This is a genomic window from Thermodesulfomicrobium sp. WS (assembly GCF_027925145.1).
Classification (GTDB): Bacteria; Desulfobacterota; Desulfovibrionia; order Desulfovibrionales; family Desulfomicrobiaceae; genus Thermodesulfomicrobium.
On the sequence record NZ_AP027130.1, the window covers coordinates 2,277,319 to 2,295,258 of the forward strand.

Genomic DNA, 17,940 nt, shown 5'->3' on the forward strand with positions numbered 1-17,940 from the left:
AGGCGTCCACCGAGATTTCAGGGGGTTGCGCGAAAGGTCGCCGCGGCGGCCGTGGACCACTGTCCCGCCAAATAGGCGGCGAGGGCCAAGGCGTAGAGTTTGGATCGATCCGCGTCCGCCCGGGAAGACACCACCAGCGGTCTCGCCGCGCCCACCACCACTCCGGCGACGAAGCGGCCCATGAAGGTAGTCAGCGCCTTGTAGAGGATGTTGCCGGCCTCGATATCCGGGGCGCACAAGATGTCTGCATCTCCGGCCACACCCCCTTCCACGCCTTTATGTCGGGCCTTGTCCCGCGACACGGCGATGTCCAGGGCAAACGGCCCGCCCACCAGGGCGTCACCGAACACGCCCATGCGGCAGAGCTTGGCCAGCACATCGGCGTCTTTGGTGGACGGCATGGCCTGATAGGCGATGCGCTCGGTGGCCGAGAGCACCGCCACTTTCGGGGTGCTGATCCCCAGGGCCTTGGCCACGGCCACGGCATTGGCGATGATGTCGATCTTGCGGTGCAGGCTCGGGGCCACATTGACCGCGGCGTCGGTGAGGAGCAAAAGGCGCGGCTCCAAAGGGTGGTCCGTCACCGCCACGTGGCTGAGGAGCCCCCGCACCCCCAAGTCCTCTTTGCGGTCCAGAACCGCCCGCAAGAGCACGTCGGTCTTGACCGCGCCCTTCATGAGGAAGTCCGCCTCCCCACGCACCACCATGTCCAGGCTTCGGGCCACCGCCCGCGCAGCATCGGGTTCGTGGATGACGGCGGTCCCCTCCAGCTCGGGCCGCTGCGCCAAGGCGTCCCGCAGCGCCGCAGCATCCCCCACCAGCACCGGCTCCGCCACGCCCAAACGCCGGGCCTCCATCACGGCGGCCAGGGCAGGGGCGTCAGCAGCAGCGGCCACCACGACGCGCACGGGCACCCCGCGCCGGGCCACCGCTGCGGGGAGATCGTCAAGGGACCGGAGAGCGGCCATCACTCGTCTCCCCGCTTGATGGCGATGACCCCGGTGCGGCTCACCGAAACGATGCCATGGGGGATGAGGGCGCGCAGAAATCCGGCCACCTTGCCGGGGGTGGCGGCCAGCTCCGCCACCAGGGTGGTGTTGCCCATGTCCACCACATTGGCCCGAAAGACCTCGATGATCTGGAGGAGCTGGCTTACGGTGTCTTTGGCGACCCGCACCTTGATGAGCAGCAGCTCCCGGTCGATGAGTTCGTGGGAGGCGAGGTCTTCCAGCCCCAGCACGAAGGGCAGCCCGGCCAACTGTGCGGTCGCCGCGGCCACGCGCCCACTGTCGTGGTCCACGCAAATGACGATGCGCGATACATCGGCCCGCTCCGTCTCTCCTGCGGAAATGGAAAAGATATTGAGCCCATGCTGCTGGAACACCGCAGCCATGGACGCCAGGACTCCGGGCTGATTGTGGACCAAGGCAGAGATGGTGTGGCGCATGAAGACCTCCTCTGGGTGTTCCCGTATCCGGTGTCCGTGAGGCAGGCAAGGCATCCGCCGCCCTTTCCAGAATCCCCGACGGGCTTGGGCCTAGATGCGCTCCGTCCGCACCTGCAGATGGACGCAGGCCGCCGTCACCCGGCTGATGCCCGTATAGATCAGGCTCACGGCAAACACCCCCGCCAGGGCAGCCAAGGTCCCGGGATGCGCCAGGGCAGCCAAAGCGGCCGCGCCATCGAAAGTGAGCGTCGCCTTGGGGGCAAGCCCAAGGATCCCCCCGATCCAGACCATGCCCACCACGGCCATCCACTGATAGGCGGAAAACCGGGCATTGCCGCGAAAATCCGCCCGCAAGAACTCCGAGACCACCCGCCAGGCCAAGGGTACCATCCCCGCCCATGCCAGGGCCAAATCCACGTCACCTGCCACCAAGGCTTCCGCTCCCATCCAGGCGGCCACCCCATGCACCACGGTGGCCATGCCCTGCACCGGGACCAAGGCCGCGCCTTCCCATCCGCTGGCGTAGGCCGCCTTCTTGGTGGGACCCCAGAACCGCACCGCCAGCGGCGTAGCGAGCCGTCGCCACGGGGCAGGCAACTCCTCCACCCTCCGGCCATAGCAGCAGCCAAAACTGCAGCACGCCAGCCGCCCCACACCCTCGCCCAGGGCGTAGGCCACGGCGGAGGCCGCCAGCACCTGGGGCCACGGGGGAAGGCCACCCCAGTACTGCCGCACCCCCCAAGCCACCACCGGAACCAGCCACAAGGCGACGAACACGGCCCCGCCCACGGTGAGGGTGGCGCTTTTGCCCTCCACCCAGGCCGCCACCAGGCGGGAGGCCGGCATGCACACCGCGAGCACCACCGCCACCATGGCCAGCAGGGAACCCAGCGCCGCCCCGAGGCCAGCCCCCAAGAAAACCAGCGCCGCCACCGCCAGGCTATAGGCCACGGCGCTCACAATACCGTACCACGTAAGATTCACCGCCTGCCACGATCCATCGGCATTGAGACGCACCGGGATGCACGCCGCCACCTGCCAGCGGGCCAAAGCCAGCACCCGCGAAAGCCACCACATGGCCGCCAAGGCCGTCACGGCCACGCCCCGCAGCACCCAGATAGTCATGATCCCTCCTTCAGCATGCACCGCCGGCGTGCACCCTTGTGGGCGCGGGCGATGGTGGAGCGCACGCGCACATCCACCTCCACCCAGGGGCTGCCCAGCCAGGCGGAGAAGCGGCTGCGCACATCGGCGCGCAATTGATGGCGCAACAACTCCTCGGCAAAGGTCACGCGTCCCGGCTCGAACACCAGCACGTCCACCGAGCTTCCCGGTAAAAACAGGCTCTTGGGCTGGCCCCGGCGCAGCCAGAGATCCAGGGCCATGGGCTGGTGGGGCCGGTAGCCGCGGGGCGCGTAGCGCTGTTCGATGCGACCGATCATGAGCGCCGCCACTTCCACCATGGCCACCATGCCGCAGCAGCTGCCGCCGGGCACGTCGGTATCGATGATGGTCACGGCGCGGCGGTTTTGCGAATACGGCGTGGCCATGGCCACCACCGCCGCAGGATTGCAGGAATGAAACGTCCCTTCCAACTCGTAGAAGTCCACCACCACCCCTTCCACCGGCACGTGGTTGTAGTGGTATTTTTCCGGGGTCAGCCGGAAGATGGCAAATTGGCCGCCGGTAAAGCGCCGCGCCCAGGCAGACCCCACAAGCTGCGATAGCGAGAAGAACTTGTCCTTGACCCACAGGTGCGAGGCTGCATCGAGAGAGCCCACCAGCACCCGGGCATCGGCGGGAGACACCACCACCGTGGCATCGGGGTCCATGGGCCGGCACGTTTCGTAGCGGATCTGGCGCTCAAAGATGCGGCGAGCCGTGGTGTAAAACTCCGGCGGCTCCACGCATTCCCCAAGCTCGATGCCGAGGCGCTCCACCAAGCGCCGGGCCCCCGAGAGCCGCGCCCCCAAGGGCAGGTCGTAGTTGAAGAACCCCAAAAGCCGGGTCATGCGGCCCGAAGCCAAGGCGCGCACCACGCTTGGGGCATGCTCCCGCACCCGGTCGTAGAGATAGGTGATGACCCGGTCGCAAAAGAGTTCTTCGGCCTGCACCCGGCCTGTATCCCTGCAGACGAACTCATGGGGCTGCGGCCGCAAAGACGACGACTCCATCCGCAACGCCCCCGCAGTGGGCAACATCTCCGGTTCACGCAGCATGCCGGCACTCCTTGGCAGCGGGCTCCCACACCGTCACCGCCACCAGCACGGGCAAAAGCTGGCGGCAGACCTCCTGCGGGATACGGCCGTGCTGGCGTAAGGCCTCCCGCGCCTGTTTCACCACCCAGTCCACGGACCGGCCATCGCACAGGCCAAGCCCCATGCGCCGGCAAGTGACTTCCAGAAAATCCAGCGCTTCCACTAAGTGCTCCACGCGGAGCTCTTCCCGGTAGCACGCCTCCGCCGCGCGGTTGAAGGTCTCGGCGTCCACCTCCAAGGGCGAGCGCGCCCCCAGCCGCGCCAGCACCCGATCCGTCAAGCGCGAGGCGGCCCGCGCCTCGGGATGTTCCAAGCGCCGGCGCAAATCCGCCAACACCGGTTGCGCACCCATGGCCTCCACCACACAGGCGGCCTCGGTTTCGAGAAAATCCACCAGCGCCGCCCGCAGCTCCGGCAGGCGCACGCGGGCATGTCCCGGATAGCGCCGGCTGGGGCGCACACGCGCTACGCGGCCCACCAGTTCGATCAGCAAACGGTTGGGGCTGTCGTGGCGCACGAACACCGTGGGCACCTCCAAGGCCATGGCGAAAAACGCCTGGCGCCGCTCGCTCTCCCAGGTGGGCGCATCCGGGATGGCGCCGTGGTCCACCCGCCGAGAAAGCACCATCCACCACGCCACGGCAGTCAGCAAAAGCTGCAGGTCCACGGCCCGTGCCATGTCCTGGCCATACGAAGGAAATAGGCTGAAAAAACGGCCCTCGAATCCACTAAAACCCATACGGGCAAAGATGCGCGGCTTGTAGAGGAGATAGGTGGACATGGCGGCGTGAAAGACCCCGTGCGCCGCCAGTTCGGCCTTGAGGCGCTCGTCGCTGCCCAGGCTTCCGTCCAAACAAGAAGCCTCGTGGGTGCTCATGAGACACGTCATGTAGTCCACCAGGCGGAAGTCGGGCACGTGGTCGCCGCGCAGGCCAAAGATCCGCGCCAGGGCGCGGTCCAAGGCCGGAGGTCCAAACGGGGTGATGGGACGCCCCAAGATCTTGAGCTTGGCCTTCTTCTTCCAGCGCCGCCACAGCATGCGCAGATGGGTGAAATCCAACTCGTGGGGCAAAAATCCCAAGGCGGTCTCGGGATGAAAATCCGCAAACCCCAAACGGTACGGGGCGGCGCTATACACCCCCACGAAAAGCGGCAGAAAATGCTCCACTATCTTGACCACCAGGTCCGCGGCCCATTTTTCCTCCGCCGGGCCAAGACCGCCGCTGGCAAGAAGGGCGCTCAAACGACGACTGCCCAAGGAAACGTGGATGCCGTTATTGGCCAAGCAGGTGCTCGAGGTATTGGGCAGCACCACCAGGTTGCGGTTCAAAAGCCCCGCCTCCCGCAGCTTGCCCAAGGCATTGAGCTGACTGCGGGAAAGGGTCTCGTGGCACAGGTGCATGTAGGCCTTCTTTTCCTCGCCCCGCTCCCAGCCGCTCAAGCACGGATTGATGAAAAGCTCGCGGTAGAAGGCATCGGGCACCAAGGCGTTGAGGGCCTTCTGCCGCCACGGCGGCAGGGGCGAGGCGTAGACCACCACCCGCTGGCCGCTGGCCTCCAGCCCCAAGGCATGGTTGGCCCACTCCACCAGGACTTCGCACAAGAGCTGGCGCATGCAGGTCTCCCGCGCCACGGCCAGGCCGCCTTCATGACAGGGCAGGGGCGCGAAGGACACCGTCTCCGGCGAAGTGTTGTCATTGGAAAAGAGGGGAAAAAGCCTGCGCGCCACATGGGCGTCGCCGCGCAGGGGGCCGTCCATGGCCTGGGCGAGGGAAAGCTTCAAGAGATAGCTCACCGGGATGCGCAGCCACGTCTCTCCGGCCTCCTGCACGAAAAAGTCGGCGCTGTCGCTGCGCCGCGGGCCATTGGGCGCCGACTTGTCCGCCGCCAGGTCCGCATCCAGCACCGCGCGGGCAACGGCCGAAAGCCGCGCCATGGGCACCCGCACCCAACTGTTCTCCCACACCTCTCCCGGGCCTGGCTCGAGCACCGCCTCCACGGCCTCCAACATCCGGGCCGGATACTCCCCCGCGGCCGCCCGGCGCCTGAGCCCCTGCACGTAGCGCGAGGCCATCACCGTGCGCGGCAGATCCACCCGCTCCCGCGGTCCGATGACCGCGGTTTGAAGCTCCGTCTCCGAGCCGGCGGTGGCATCTGCCGCAAGAAAGGGCAAATCCCCGATGCCGCCATAGCCCAGCGCCGCCTGCAGCCGCGCCGCCATGTCTTCGCTCGCCGTCGATCCCATGCACCCTCCATAACGCTCGTCTTTCGGAGGATCATGTCTGGGAAAAACGGCAACACGGTGCCGCATGGGTCACAAGGCAGTGACAACGCAGACCCCTCGGGGCGGATGCCCTGGGACATTGGAAAAAGAATCGGCAACTGCGAACGCTAAGCGGAGTTCAGGCAGCGGCATCCGCGGCGCAGCGCAGACGGCGGGCAAGGAGTTCCATGAGGCCCGGGTCATCATGCAGACCCGACTCCAAGCGCACTTCCACCGCAGGCCAGCGCTGGGCAAGCTCCGCCACCAAGGCAGGGATATCGCGGCGCAGATGCACGCCGTCCAAAAGAAAGAGCGGCAAGATGTGGATCTGCCGCACACCAGCGGTAGCCAAGGCCGCCACCTGGGTGGGCAGATCCGGCTCACCAAGAGAAAAATATGCAGGAACGACCCTGACCTCCGGATCCATCGCCTGCAGCCGGGCCACGAGCTGCGCAAACGACTCACGCGCCCGGGGCTCGCGGCTGCCATGGGCCAAGACAATCCATGCTCGCACGCGCGCCTCCTGCAGTTATTCCCGCCCCAGGACCCGGGCTAAAGTGGTTGCCAAGGTCTGGAAATCCACAGGTTTGGCCAGATAAGCATCCATGCCTGCGGTCACGAAACGCTCGCTATCCCCAGGCATGGCAAAGGCCGTAAGGGCCACCACGCGCGGCCCTCCATCAGCGTGGCGGGCGCGGATACGGCGAACCACTTCCACACCATCTATGTCCGGCAGTTGGATGTCTAAAAGCACCACGTCCACGGACTCAGCGGCCTCCACCGCCACGCCATCGGCGCCTGTGGCGGCAGTAAGCACCTCATACCCTAAGCGGGACAAAAGCTGGGTCGCCGCCATACGGTTGATGGGGTCGTCTTCCACCACGAGCACCCGGCCTGAGGCGCAGCACGGCAACGGCGGAACGGCATCGACATCCACCGCACGCTCCACCGGCCGCAGTGGGAGCACGAAATGCACGGTCGTCCCCTCGCCAGGCTCGCTCTCCACACTGAGGACTCCCTGCATGCGGCGGATAAGTTCTTTGACGATAGCAAGCCCGAGCCCTGCCCCCTGAAAGCGCCGGGTCATGGATCCATCGGCCTGGGAAAAGGGAGCAAAGAGCCGCGGCAGCACCTCGGGTGCAATGCCGACCCCTGTGTCCTGCACCGAAAAATAAACGCGCTCCGCATCCCCCAAAGGCACCGGCAAGCGTCGCACCTCCACCCGGACCTCACCGTGAGGGGTGAATTTGACCGCATTGCCCACCAAATTCGAGAGGATCTGCTGGAGCCGTACGCCGTCACCTTCTACGTGGCGGGGCACAGCCGAATCCACATGCCAGTGCAGGGTGATGCCCTTCATGCGGGCGCTAAACGCAAAGAGTCGGCAAACGTCGTCCACGGCCTGATGCAGATCGAAGGGCGCGCGGTGCAAAGAAAAACCACCGGCCTCCATGCGCGAGAGATCAAGGATGTCGGAGAGGAGTTGGGTAAGACGCTGGCAGGACTCCATACCCGTGCGCACATATTCGGCCTGTTCGTCGGAAAGATCGGTCATGAGCAGGAGCTGGAGCATGCCCATCATGCCGTTGAGGGGGGTGCGGATCTCATGGCTCATGTTGGCAAGAAACTCGCTCTTGACACGATTGGCGGCCTCGGCAGCGTCGCGGGCCTCCAGAAGGGCGCGGCGCGCCTGCATACGCTCGGTCATATCCGTATGCGTGCCCACAGCGCGCACAGGCCGGCCGTCGTCAAACTCTACTACTCGGCCACGGCCTTCGATCCACTTCCACTGCCCGTCCTTGGTACGGCAGCGGAACTCCACCCGAAAACCTTGGCCTGCGGCAATGGCGGTCTCGATGCGGTGCTGGGTGGGCGCCAAGTCTTCTGGGTGCAGCAATCGCTTCCAGGTATCGTAGGTGGCGGGAAACTCTCCCGGCTGATAGCCGAGCATGGTGTAGTAGCGAGGGCTGAAATAGGCCTCGTTGGTTACTAAGTTCCAGTCCCACAGGCCATCTTCCACGGCATCCAACGCCAAGGCGAGACGCTCTTCGCTCTGCAAGAACTCTTGCTGTATGCGAACCCGAGCGCTGACATCCTGACGGATGAGGATACCGCCCTCCGTGCGCCCCCCACGCACGAATGGCACAGCCCACATGCTCTGGTAACCGGAGCGGCCGGAAGCGAACCGCGGCACCCGCACATCCAGAAGCTCCACCGCCTGGCCGGAGAGGACCTGCAAGATCTTTCCCCCCACCCCTGCGGATCGGATACCTTCGAGCTCGTCGATACGCCGGCCCAGAAAGTGGGACGCCGGCAGCCCACCGGCAAAGCGGGTCAGATGCCAGCGGTTGACAAAACGCACCACACCCTGGGCATCGAACTGCATCACGGAAAGGGGCATGGATTCCACCAGGGTGCGGAAACGGCCCTCCATCTGGGCAAGCTGTTCCCGCATCCGGCAGGGACGGGTGCACTCAAGGCAATCGCCAGGCTGATGGCAGTCCTCGCCCATGCTTCCTGCGCGCGGGATCTCCCGCAACACCTCCACCACCAGGGTGCGGCCATCGGCATCGATGACGGGGATCGCCTCGCAATGGAAATGCCGCCCCAAGACCGGCTCGAAGCGCGTGAGGCGCACGGGCTCTTCAGAGGCAAGCGCCGCCTCCACCGGACAATCGGCGCACGGGGTGCTGTTGCCAATGAGTTCAAAGCAGCGCCGACCCAAAACCCGAGACGGGTCCGACTCCCCAAGCAGGCGCATGCCCGCGGCGTTGTAAAAAAGAATACGGTGGTCACCGTCCACGACCCCGATCACATACGGCAAGCTATCGAGAGCCAGGCGCAAGAGCTGGCAGGAATCGGCACTCATGAGGGCCTCCCGGAAGATATTGCCTCGCGTGTACCCAAAGCGCCTGGGTCACGCAAGAAGCAATGGCCGCAGGGCAGCGCAGCCCCGGTCCGCGGCAAAAAGGCCCTCTTTTTCGCAGCAAGTTGGCTGGTTACAGACCATCCTGAAGACGCGCGCGCAGGGCGCAAAACGCCGGCACATCGTCCAAAAGCAGGTCCACCAGATACGGATCGAACTGGCGGCCGCGCTGCTCGGCGAAATACTCCAACGTCTGCGCCAATGACCAGGCGGGTTTGTACATCCGCGGACTGAGCAAGGCGTCGAAAACATCGGCCAGGGCCGTGAGCCGACCGAAGATGTGGATGGACTCTCCCGCCAGACCCTGCGGATAGCCCTTACCATCCCAGCGTTCGTGGTGCTCCAAGGCGATGATGGATGCCGCGCGCAAAAGGCGGCGTGACGACTTGGCCAAAATGGCATGACCGATGGTGGTATGGCCTTGGATGACGGCAAACTCCTCCGGCGACAGCCGGCCGGGTTTGAGCAGGATGGCATCGGGGATGCCGATCTTGCCCACGTCATGGAGCGGGGCTGCCCGGCGCACCAGCTCCACCACTTCCTCGCCAAGACCGGCCTTGGCCGCCAAAAGCGCCGCGCATTCCGCCACCGAGCGCACATGATAGGCAGTCTCCTTGGAGCGGGTCTCCACGACCTCCCCCAAGGTGGCGATGATTTCCCCCTGGGTCTCGGTGACTTCACGGTGCAACAACACGTTGTCCAAGGCCAGGGCAAGCTGCAGGGCAAGGGTATCCAAAACCTGACCCACCACCGGGGAGACCGCGGCGGAAAACTCCGCCACCACGGCCATGTTCGCCTCCCCAAACCGGGCCACGAACCACGCACCGTCCACGGCAAAGGAACCAGAGCACGCAGCGAGGCGGACGTTCGCCTGCTCCAGCCATGTCTGCGTTACTCCTTCGCTCGTCGCGATCGGCTCCACTCCCCATGCCCCAACGTGCCCCACCACCGTACACGCCCGACAGGCCGCGGCCTCGGCCACGCTCTGCACCGTATCCAAGGCTGCAGCGGCAAATTGCGCCTCGGTACGCAGGGCAAGCATACGGCTCGTGCCCAGGGCTAAGGCAGCCATGCCATCCCGAGCCAATGCCAGGGTCTGCATCTGCTCATAGGCGCGCAAGGCCGCAGTGAGTGAGGTCATGAGTTTGAGCTCACTGAGCTCCGCTTTGTGCTTGTAGTCGTTGATATCGTAGTCGAGGACCACGGCGCGCTCCGGGGCTCGACCAGGCTGACCGGTGCGCAGGATGATGCGCACCCGGGAATTGCCCAGCTCGTCGCGCACGTAGCGCACAAGATCAAGCCCGGCTTGCTCGGTCTCCATGACCACGTCCAAAAAAATGACCGCAATGTCCGGATGCTGCGAAAGCAGGCCCCGGGCTGCGGCCGCGCTTTGGGCGTGCAGAAATACCAGTCCCCGTCCTTGAAACCGGTATCCATGCAAGGCAAGCTCAGTAATGCGATGCACAAATTCGTCGTCGTCCACCACCAAGACCTTCCACGGCGGACCCAGGGGGCCCTCATCCCCTGGCCCTTCGGCAGCGAACACTAGTGGTTCTTCATCGGCATGCATGACCGGCTCCATTCCGTAGTGCCCAACCGTGTGTATCATAGCGATACACTGAAACCCCCGCCTCTGTCCAGGAGCACATCACGCCAAACGTTCCACGTGATCAAAGACCACCCCTTGCGCCTTCGCTCCGTTGACGCTGTCTTGGCTTCCCAAGACGCACACACACCCCTCGGCCTGCTCCATGGCGGCAGCCAAGGACGCCAACGACTCGGACGAAACCGCCAAGACCTCGTCTCGGACCTGTTGGAGAATGGCCGTGGTCGTCCCGGAGAGGTGGCGCGAAAAGGCGGCAAAACCCTGGGCATCGGGCAGCAGACACGGATCGAGATCGCCGCTCACTCCGATGGCGGCCTGCTCCAAGGAAGCAGGATCCGCACGCCGCAAGGCCGGAGCCGCAGCGGCAAAGGCCTCAAGGGTGGAGAGGATATTGGGATCCCGATACGAGCCGAAATGGAGAAGCCCCGTCTGCCTCCCCAAGGAACAAAACGCCCCATAGGCCCCGCCCACAACCCGGACCCGCTCCCAGAGCCAGCCGGTGCGCAAGAGCTTGCAGCCCACCAGGCCCGACCCGTGAAAGCGGTAGCCCGCCTGCGCCACAGCCAGGATTTTGCCCACATGGTTCACCTGGGCCGGCAGAAGAAAGGCCTCGCTGCGCGGGGCGTGCGGGAGAGGCCACACAGCGGCCGAAGAGGCGCCTGGCGCAAAGCGCTCCGGCAAACGCAGCACGGCGGACTCCACACGCGCCAGCAGGCCGCCGTCTGCAGTGAGATTGAGCGTCGCCCCGCCCTGACGCACCACTACCTGGCGGATACGCATCAAGGCAGCATGAATCTCCTCCCAATCCGTATCCAGACGCGCCACGAGACGACGTACAAAACCGAGGTACGCAATGCCGCCCATGTGCTCCTGCAGGGCCTCGGCCGGGTGGTAGAAACTCCGCAGGCGCGTAGCCACGAAACGGTGCCCTGCAGGCACCAAGGCGTGCTCCAAAGCGGCCTTTTCCTCCAAGAGGATCTGCCGGAAGCGCTCCCGGTCATCCAGGCGGGCATCGAGAAGGGCTTCGGCGACGATGTCGAGCATCTCCGGCACGCCGCTGGCGAGGGCTTTGGCGCGCACCAGCATGCAGAGCACCGCATGGCCGTCTTCATGGAGGAAGACCGAAGGCCGCACGACGACCCCGCCTGTATACCGATGGATGCGGGTGGCAAAAGCGGCATAGTCCTGCCGGCTGGTGCCTGCCTCGGTGGCCAGGCGCGCCCACAAGGGCAGATACGGCACCAAGTCCCACGGCACGCCTGCAGCATCCAGGGCAATGTCCAAATAGAACACGCCGGAGGTCGGGAGCTCATGGATCAAGGCAGGGGCCGCCGCAAGCTCTCGGGTGGGGATTTCTCGCACCGCCCGCTCCACGTCCGCCAGCGTCAGCCGCGGGATGCGCGCCAAGTCCTCGGGGGCGTCCGGGGCTTCCTGGCGCTGCCGCAGGGCCTGGGTGCGGGCGGCAAGCTCGGCGTCGGAAAGGGGGCAGGCCGCACGCAGGCGGGCGATGCGCTCCTTTTCCTCGGCCGCCAGCTGGGCGGCATGGCCGCTGCGCGGCACCAAACGCACGTCCGAGCCATGGGCATTGGCCACCAGGGCGCGCTCCACCAGCGAGGAAAACACCGGCTCGCCTGCGGCCAGGCGCTCCTTCAGGCGGGCAAGAGGGGCTTCAAAGGCCACGTTCTCCAGGGGATCGCGGTCGTAGAGCCAAGAAGTGAGCGCCCGGAGCATGGTGATGAGCCCCTGGGGGTACGCGCCGGTATTGCGCTCCCGCAGATCGAACTCCACCGAATGCACCGCCGCTTCCAGCACATCGGGGGCAAAGCCTGCATGGGCCAAGCGGCGTAGGGTTGCTTCCACCAACTCCACCACGGCGTCCAAACGCTCTTCCGCCACTCCTTTGAGCCCCACGCTGAAATAGGGCTGCGCCAGCTCCAGTTCCATGCCGCAGCCAAGCACGTCCTCGCCCAGACCCGACTCCACCAGGGCCCGGCGCAAGGGCGAAGCGTCCATGCCCAAGAGGGCTTGATCCAGGATACGCAAGGCAAGGCGTGCTTCTGCCATAGACGAAAAACCCAAATCATCCGGAATAAGCCAGCTGCGCAGTACCATAGCCCGCCCCGTACCATCGGCCTCGAAGGAAAAGACCTGGCGCACTAGCCCCGGGCGCAGCGGCTGCAGCGGGATGCGGGAATCGATCGCAAGCGGCGCAAAGGCCTCGAGGTACGGAGCCAGCAGCCGCAGGCGGGCCGCGGGGTCGTCGTCGCCGGAGAAAAAGATCCAGCTATTGGCCGGATGGTAGTAGCGGCGATGAAAATCCGCGAATGCCTCGAAAGTGAGATTGGGGATCACCGCCGGATCGCCGCCGGAGTCAAAGGCATACAGGGTATCAAGGAAGATGGAATGCTGGGCCCGCTCCATGATGAAGGACTCCGGCGACGAGTAGGCCCCCTTCATCTCGTTGTACACCACGCCCTTGATGGTGAGCTCATCCCCCGGGGCCGCAAGGTCCAAATGCCAGCCTTCTTGCTCGAGTACCTCAGGACAGAGGCGCGGAAAGAAGACCGCGTCCAGATAGACATCCACCAGGTTATAGAAATCTTTGAGGTTTTGACTTGCCACCGGATAGCAGGTCTTGTCCGGATAGGTCATGGCGTTGAGAAAGGTCTGCAGCGACCCCTTGAGGAGTTCCACAAACGGCTCTTTGACGGGATATTTCCGCGATCCGCAGAGCACGGAATGTTCCAAGATATGGGCAACGCCCGTGGAATCCGTAGGCGGGGTACGAAAGGTAATGCCAAAAACCTTATTGGGATCGGCATTGCGCAGCGAGAGGATGCGCGCCCCCGTGGCGTCGTGGCGGATGAGATCCACATGGGAGGCGATCTCCGGGACAACGGTCGAATACACCAGAGTAAATCCAGGGATAAGGGTCATGGAGTCTCCTTGAAGCACAAAAGTCCGGGCCCGCCAGGGGCCATAGGGCCGCTTTCCTTTGCAAGGCCGGCGCCTTCCTGTAAAGCCCTGGCACACATCCTACATCGAGGAGGACCCCATGCCTACCGTGCTGGTCACCGGCGGCGCCGGATATATCGGCTCCCACACCACCCTGGCCCTCACCCAAGCCGGCTACGACGTCATCGTGTACGACAACCTCTCCACCGGCCGCGCCGAGGCCGTGCTGCCGCCAGCACGCCTGGTGGTAGGGGATTTGGCCGAAACCGCCAAACTCGCCACACTCATGGCAGAATCCCGCTTCACGGCGGTGCTCCACTTCGCCGGCTCCATCATCGTGCCCGAGTCCGTGGAAAATCCCATCAAATACTACAAAAACAACACCACCAACACCACGGCCCTGGTGGAGCTCGCCCTGCGCCACCGCATCCCCCACTTCATCTTTTCTTCCACCGCTGCGGTGTACGGCATCCCAAAGACCGTCCCCGTCACCGAAGACGCCCCCACCGCGCCCATCAACCCCTACGGCCGCAGCAAGCTCATGAGCGAATGGACCATCTTCGATGCCGCCGCAGCCCACCCGCACTTTCGCCCCGTGGTCCTGCGCTACTTCAACGTGGCCGGCGCAGACCCAGGGGGACGGCTTGGCCAATGCACCCCGCAGGCGACCCACCTCATCAAGGTGGCAGCACAGACCGCCCTGGGCCGGCGCGAGGCGCTGTCCATCTTCGGCACCGACTATCCCACGCCCGACGGCACCTGCATCCGGGACTACATCCACGTCACCGATCTGGCCGAGGCCCACGTACGCGCCCTGCGGCACCTGGAGGGCGGCGGCGCTCCGGGGGTCTTCAATTGTGGCTACGGTCACGGCTATTCGGTGCGCGAGATCATCGCCGCCATGCAGGCCGCCATCGGGCACACCTTTGCGGTGCGCACCGCACCACGCCGCGCCGGCGATCCTCCGGTGCTCGTGGCGGACAGCACGCGCATCCAGCGCGTCATGGGCTGGCAGCCCAAACATGACTGTATCGAGGAGATTGTGAAGAGCGCCTATCTCTGGGAGCAGCGCCTCTAGACCAGAGTGCGGGGATTCATCCCCAGCAGGCAAAAGACCTCATATGGGATGGTCCCCCACCAGGCGGCAAGTTCGTCTGCCGTAATGGCCGCCTCCCCCGGACCACCCAAGAGGTACGCCCGGTCTCCAGGCCGCACCGACGGGCAATGGGTGACGTCCACGGCGGTCATCTGCATGCACACCCGCCCGAGTACCGGGGCGCGCACGCCGCCCACCACCATGGCCGCCTTTGCGGAAAGCCCCCGCGAATAGGCGTCGGCATACCCTGCGGCCACAATGGCGATGCGCATGGGCCGGGAGGCGCGGAAGGTACGGCCATAGCTCACCGAAACACCCGGAGCGATATCACGCACCTGCAGGATGGGGGCGGTCACCGTCATGGCCGAAATGAGCGGCGGACAGCGGTCTTCCCAGGCCGTGCCGGCCAAGGGATTGGCGCCGTAGAGGGCGATGCCGGGCCGCTGCCACTGAAAATGGGCCGCGGGATGGGCCACCAGGGCTGCAGAGTTGGCCAGACTTGCAGGCAGGGAAAATCCCACAGCCGCCAGCGCCGCCTGGATGGCGGTAAGGCGCATTGTCTGCTCGGCCACGAAATCCGCGGCTTCGGGGTCGTCGGCAGTAGCCAAATGCGAGAAAACGGCCACCGGGCGCAGCATGGGGGCCGCGCGCAGGGCCTCCACCACATGCGCCACCGCCTCCCAAGCAAATCCGAGACGAGCCATGCCGGTATCGAACTTGAGGATGACTGCCAAAGGCCTAGCCGCCGCAGCCGCCGCCCGGCGCACAAGCGGCCATTGCCCGGCATGGGTCACCAGGGGCACGATCCCATAGTCCCGGCAGGCAACAGCATCCGAAACGTCCTGAATCCCCAGCAAGGCGATAATCTGCGCTCCGGGCAAGGCCTCGCGCAGCATCACGCCCTCGGCCACCGTGCCCACGGCAAAGCGCCGCGCCCCTACCCGCGCCAGAGCCTGAGCCACGGGAATCAAGCCATGGCCGTAGGCGTCCGCCTTGACCACCGCCACCATCTCGGTGCCCTTGTGCTGCAGGCGCAGCCAATTGCCCGCCACGGCCTGGGGGGCAACGAAAACCTGTACTGCGTTGTACCCAATCATGGCGAGTCGCTGGCGGTGACTTTCTGCAGCTGCAAGATATCGAGATCACCCCGGAAGATCTTTGCGATCCCGTCCTGAAACAGGGTCCGCATGCCCGAGGCCAAGGCCATCTGCTTGATCTCGTCCGTTGGGACACGACGGGCGATGGCCCTGCGGATCTCCGGGGTCGGCACCAGGAGTTCGTGGATGCCGGTACGGCCTTTATATCCCGTGTTGTCACACCGCGGGCACCCCACCGCCCGGTAGAGCTGCGCGGTCTGGCGATCCACGCCGAGCTCCAAAAACAGCTCCGCCCCGTACTGCTCCACCAGAAACTCCCATTCTTCGTCGCTGGGCGCATACGGCGCCTTGCACGCCGAACACAGCGTTTTCACCAGGCGCTGGGCGAGCACTCCCTGCAAGGCCTCGGAAAAGTTGAGCGGTTCGATGCCCATCTCCAGCAAACGGGTCAACGTCTCGGGGGCCGAGTTGGTGTGCAAGGTGGAAAACACGAAATGCCCGGTCAGGGAGGCCTCCACGCCGATCTGGGCGGTTTCCAGATCGCGCATCTCACCGACCAGGATCACATCCGGGTCGGCGCGCAAAAAGGCCCGCATGATGCGCGCAAACGTGAGCCCAATGGAGGTATCCACCTGCACCTGCTGCAACCCCGGCTGGGTGATTTCCACCGGGTCCTCCACGGTCCAGATCTTTTTGTCCGGGGTATTGATGCGCCCCAAGATGGCGTGCAAGGTCGTGGTTTTGCCCGAACCCGTGGGCCCCACCACCAGGAAGATCCCATGGGGTTTCTTCATGATGGCTTCGATGCGCCGGGCGTTGTCCGCGCTCAAATTGAGCTTTTCAAAAGGCATGGCCTGACCGGCGGCAAGCATGCGCAGCACCACGCTCTCACCGTACACGGTGGGCAAGGTGGCCACGCGCATCTCGATCTCCTTGCCTTTGAAGCGCACTTTAGCCTTGCCGTCCTGAGGCAGACGACGCTCGGCGATGTTGAGCCCGGAGATGATCTTGATGCGGGACACCACCGAAGGCAGCAAATCGCCGGGTATCCCCAAGACCTTGGCGCAGGATCCGTCAACCCGCATGCGCACCGCCCCGGGTGTCCCCGGCTTCCCCGGCTCGATATGGATGTCCGAGGCGCCGATGGTATGGGCATGGATGATCATCTTGTTGACGAAGCTCACCGCCTGCTGGCGGCTCTCCGCCGAGATATCTTCTTCGGCCTGGTCGGCTTTCGCAATATCCACGGACTCGCCGCCAGCGGCCTCCATGAATTCCGCGAGCCCAGCAACAGCGGCTTTGGCCTCCGCCTGGGAAGCATCGGCACTCGCATATGCGGTCGCCGTGGCCGCAGCCTCGGGAAGCAGGGAAAAATCCCCCAAAAATGCCAAGATCTCTTCCGGGAGCCCCACACGAAATTCGTAGCTCGTGCCCCCCAAGGCGTGCCGGATATCTTCCATGAGGTTGAGATCCGCCGGGTTGTGCACCAGGACCACACACCGCCCCTCTTCCCGCTCAAGCGGCACCCAGAGGTTCTTTTTCAGGTAGGCCCGATTCATGCCTTGCAAGGCATCATCCCCGAAGAATTTCCCCTCGAAGGGCACAAACGGCACCTGGTAATAGCGCTCCAGCGATGCCCCGATCTCCATGGGGGCGATGCCATAGTCCCGCCGCAGGATGACGGACACGGGCAGACCGCGCTGGCGGGCCGCGGCCTTTGCCGCCTCCAAGGCCTCCGCGTCCACAAAGCCCCCATGCACCAGCGCATCAAAAGGCCCCTTGGGGATCTGCAGTTCCTCGTGCATCTTGCGGGCCAGCAAATCCGCGAGGAGCCGGGCAACGGCTTCATCTTCCCGCTGAAAGGTGCCCTCCTTTTTGTTCACCAGCTGCAAAACCCCCAAAAAGGCATCCCCATGGGTCAGCGGCAAGGAAATGAGATTGCGGGTCACCACATTGGTAGCGGCGTCGTAGCGGGAGTCAAAACGCAGTTCCGAATGGATGAGCGTAAATTCCGCTCGGCTCATACTCTTGAGCAGGATAGGAATACGCACCAGGGCCGTATACCCGGCGATACTCGAAGTCGCAAACGGCAGCGCAATCATCTCCTGCGTTCCGTTTTTGCCGGCCACCCGAGCAATGACTTCGGATTTGGAAGGATGCTTCCGGTACAAACGGACCTGCTCACAACCAAAGACCGTTGGCACTTCGATGACCAATTTTTTCCATGCATCATCGAACGAAGCGGCATGCAGGAGGATTTTATTGAGAGAAAGGATGACCTGGGGGTGCATA

General features: G+C 64.8%; 12 protein-coding genes. 1 reads left to right on the top strand and 11 read right to left on the bottom strand.

Translation table 11 applies throughout. The features are described from left to right. Window positions 1-17 precede the first annotated feature (17 nt). The 9 genes from QMF81_RS10980 to QMF81_RS11020 form a co-directional block, all read right to left on the bottom strand. On the bottom strand, window positions 18-968 hold the full coding sequence (locus QMF81_RS10980) for a phosphate acyltransferase (protein WP_281750844.1): 951 nt from the start codon (window positions 966-968) through the stop codon (window positions 18-20). After that, a complete protein-coding gene (gene ilvN / locus QMF81_RS10985) occupies window positions 968-1,447 on the bottom strand; it encodes an acetolactate synthase small subunit (protein ID WP_281750845.1) in 480 nt (159 codons plus the stop codon). Before ilvN ends, QMF81_RS10980 begins: the two co-directional genes overlap by 1 nt. Window positions 1,448-1,537: 90 nt before the next feature. After that, window positions 1,538-2,572 carry a hypothetical protein gene (locus tag QMF81_RS10990; protein ID WP_281750846.1) on the bottom strand — a complete coding sequence of 345 codons (1,035 nt, stop codon included), beginning with the start codon at window positions 2,570-2,572 and terminating at the stop codon, window positions 1,538-1,540. Continuing rightward, window positions 2,569-3,666, bottom strand: coding sequence for a phosphatidylserine decarboxylase (locus QMF81_RS10995; RefSeq protein WP_281750847.1), 1,098 nt, complete (start codon window positions 3,664-3,666; stop codon window positions 2,569-2,571). The genes QMF81_RS10990 and QMF81_RS10995 overlap by 4 nt, the downstream gene beginning before the upstream one ends. Then, a complete protein-coding gene (locus tag QMF81_RS11000; RefSeq protein ID WP_281750848.1) occupies window positions 3,656-5,950 on the bottom strand; it encodes a hypothetical protein in 2,295 nt (764 codons plus the stop codon). The genes QMF81_RS10995 and QMF81_RS11000 overlap by 11 nt, the downstream gene beginning before the upstream one ends. Before the next feature lie 157 nt (window positions 5,951-6,107). Next, the gene (locus QMF81_RS11005) at window positions 6,108-6,482 is read right to left on the bottom strand and encodes a CbiX/SirB N-terminal domain-containing protein (RefSeq protein ID WP_281750849.1); all 375 of its coding nucleotides are present in this window, start codon (window positions 6,480-6,482) and stop codon (window positions 6,108-6,110) included. 15 nt (window positions 6,483-6,497) lie between these two features. After that, window positions 6,498-8,837, bottom strand: coding sequence for an ATP-binding protein (locus QMF81_RS11010; RefSeq protein WP_281750850.1), 2,340 nt, complete (start codon window positions 8,835-8,837; stop codon window positions 6,498-6,500). 130 nt (window positions 8,838-8,967) lie between these two features. Further along, window positions 8,968-10,464 carry an HD domain-containing phosphohydrolase gene (locus tag QMF81_RS11015; RefSeq protein ID WP_281750851.1) on the bottom strand — a complete coding sequence of 499 codons (1,497 nt, stop codon included), beginning with the start codon at window positions 10,462-10,464 and terminating at the stop codon, window positions 8,968-8,970. Between the two features lie 78 nt (window positions 10,465-10,542). Then, window positions 10,543-13,437 carry an insulinase family protein gene (locus QMF81_RS11020; protein ID WP_281750852.1) on the bottom strand — a complete coding sequence of 965 codons (2,895 nt, stop codon included), beginning with the start codon at window positions 13,435-13,437 and terminating at the stop codon, window positions 10,543-10,545. Between the two features lie 118 nt (window positions 13,438-13,555). On the opposite strand from QMF81_RS11020, the gene galE reads away from it, so the two are divergent. Beyond that, window positions 13,556-14,533, top strand: a complete 978-nt coding sequence (galE, locus tag QMF81_RS11025; RefSeq protein ID WP_281750853.1) for a UDP-glucose 4-epimerase GalE — start codon at window positions 13,556-13,558, stop codon at window positions 14,531-14,533. Here galE and alr read toward each other — a convergent pair. Further along, a complete protein-coding gene (alr, locus tag QMF81_RS11030) occupies window positions 14,530-15,648 on the bottom strand; it encodes an alanine racemase (protein ID WP_281750854.1) in 1,119 nt (372 codons plus the stop codon). The two genes, galE and alr, sit on opposite strands and share 4 nt — an antisense overlap. Continuing rightward, window positions 15,645-17,939 (bottom strand): GspE/PulE family protein, encoded by a 2,295-nt coding sequence (locus tag QMF81_RS11035; protein ID WP_281750855.1) that lies wholly within the window; start codon window positions 17,937-17,939, stop codon window positions 15,645-15,647. The genes alr and QMF81_RS11035 overlap by 4 nt, the downstream gene beginning before the upstream one ends. Window position 17,940 lies beyond the last annotated feature (1 nt).

What these genes read in the sequence shown, in the direction of transcription:
- alr (WP_281750854.1), bottom strand. Translation starts at nt 15,648, where the DNA reads ATGATTGGGTACAACGCAGTACAGGTTTTCGTTGCCCCCCAGGCCGTG.
- QMF81_RS10990 (WP_281750846.1), bottom strand. Translation starts at nt 2,572, where the DNA reads ATGACTATCTGGGTGCTGCGGGGCGTGGCCGTGACGGCCTTGGCGGCC.
- galE (WP_281750853.1), top strand. Translation starts at nt 13,556, where the DNA reads ATGCCTACCGTGCTGGTCACCGGCGGCGCCGGATATATCGGCTCCCAC.
- ilvN (WP_281750845.1), bottom strand. Translation starts at nt 1,447, where the DNA reads ATGCGCCACACCATCTCTGCCTTGGTCCACAATCAGCCCGGAGTCCTG.
- QMF81_RS11015 (WP_281750851.1), bottom strand. Translation starts at nt 10,464, where the DNA reads ATGCATGCCGATGAAGAACCACTAGTGTTCGCTGCCGAAGGGCCAGGG.
- QMF81_RS11000 (WP_281750848.1), bottom strand. Translation starts at nt 5,950, where the DNA reads ATGGGATCGACGGCGAGCGAAGACATGGCGGCGCGGCTGCAGGCGGCG.
- QMF81_RS10995 (WP_281750847.1), bottom strand. Translation starts at nt 3,666, where the DNA reads ATGCTGCGTGAACCGGAGATGTTGCCCACTGCGGGGGCGTTGCGGATG.
- QMF81_RS11010 (WP_281750850.1), bottom strand. Translation starts at nt 8,837, where the DNA reads ATGAGTGCCGATTCCTGCCAGCTCTTGCGCCTGGCTCTCGATAGCTTG.
- QMF81_RS11035 (WP_281750855.1), bottom strand. Translation starts at nt 17,939, where the DNA reads ATGCACCCCCAGGTCATCCTTTCTCTCAATAAAATCCTCCTGCATGCC.
- QMF81_RS10980 (WP_281750844.1), bottom strand. Translation starts at nt 968, where the DNA reads ATGGCCGCTCTCCGGTCCCTTGACGATCTCCCCGCAGCGGTGGCCCGG.
- QMF81_RS11020 (WP_281750852.1), bottom strand. Translation starts at nt 13,437, where the DNA reads ATGACCCTTATCCCTGGATTTACTCTGGTGTATTCGACCGTTGTCCCG.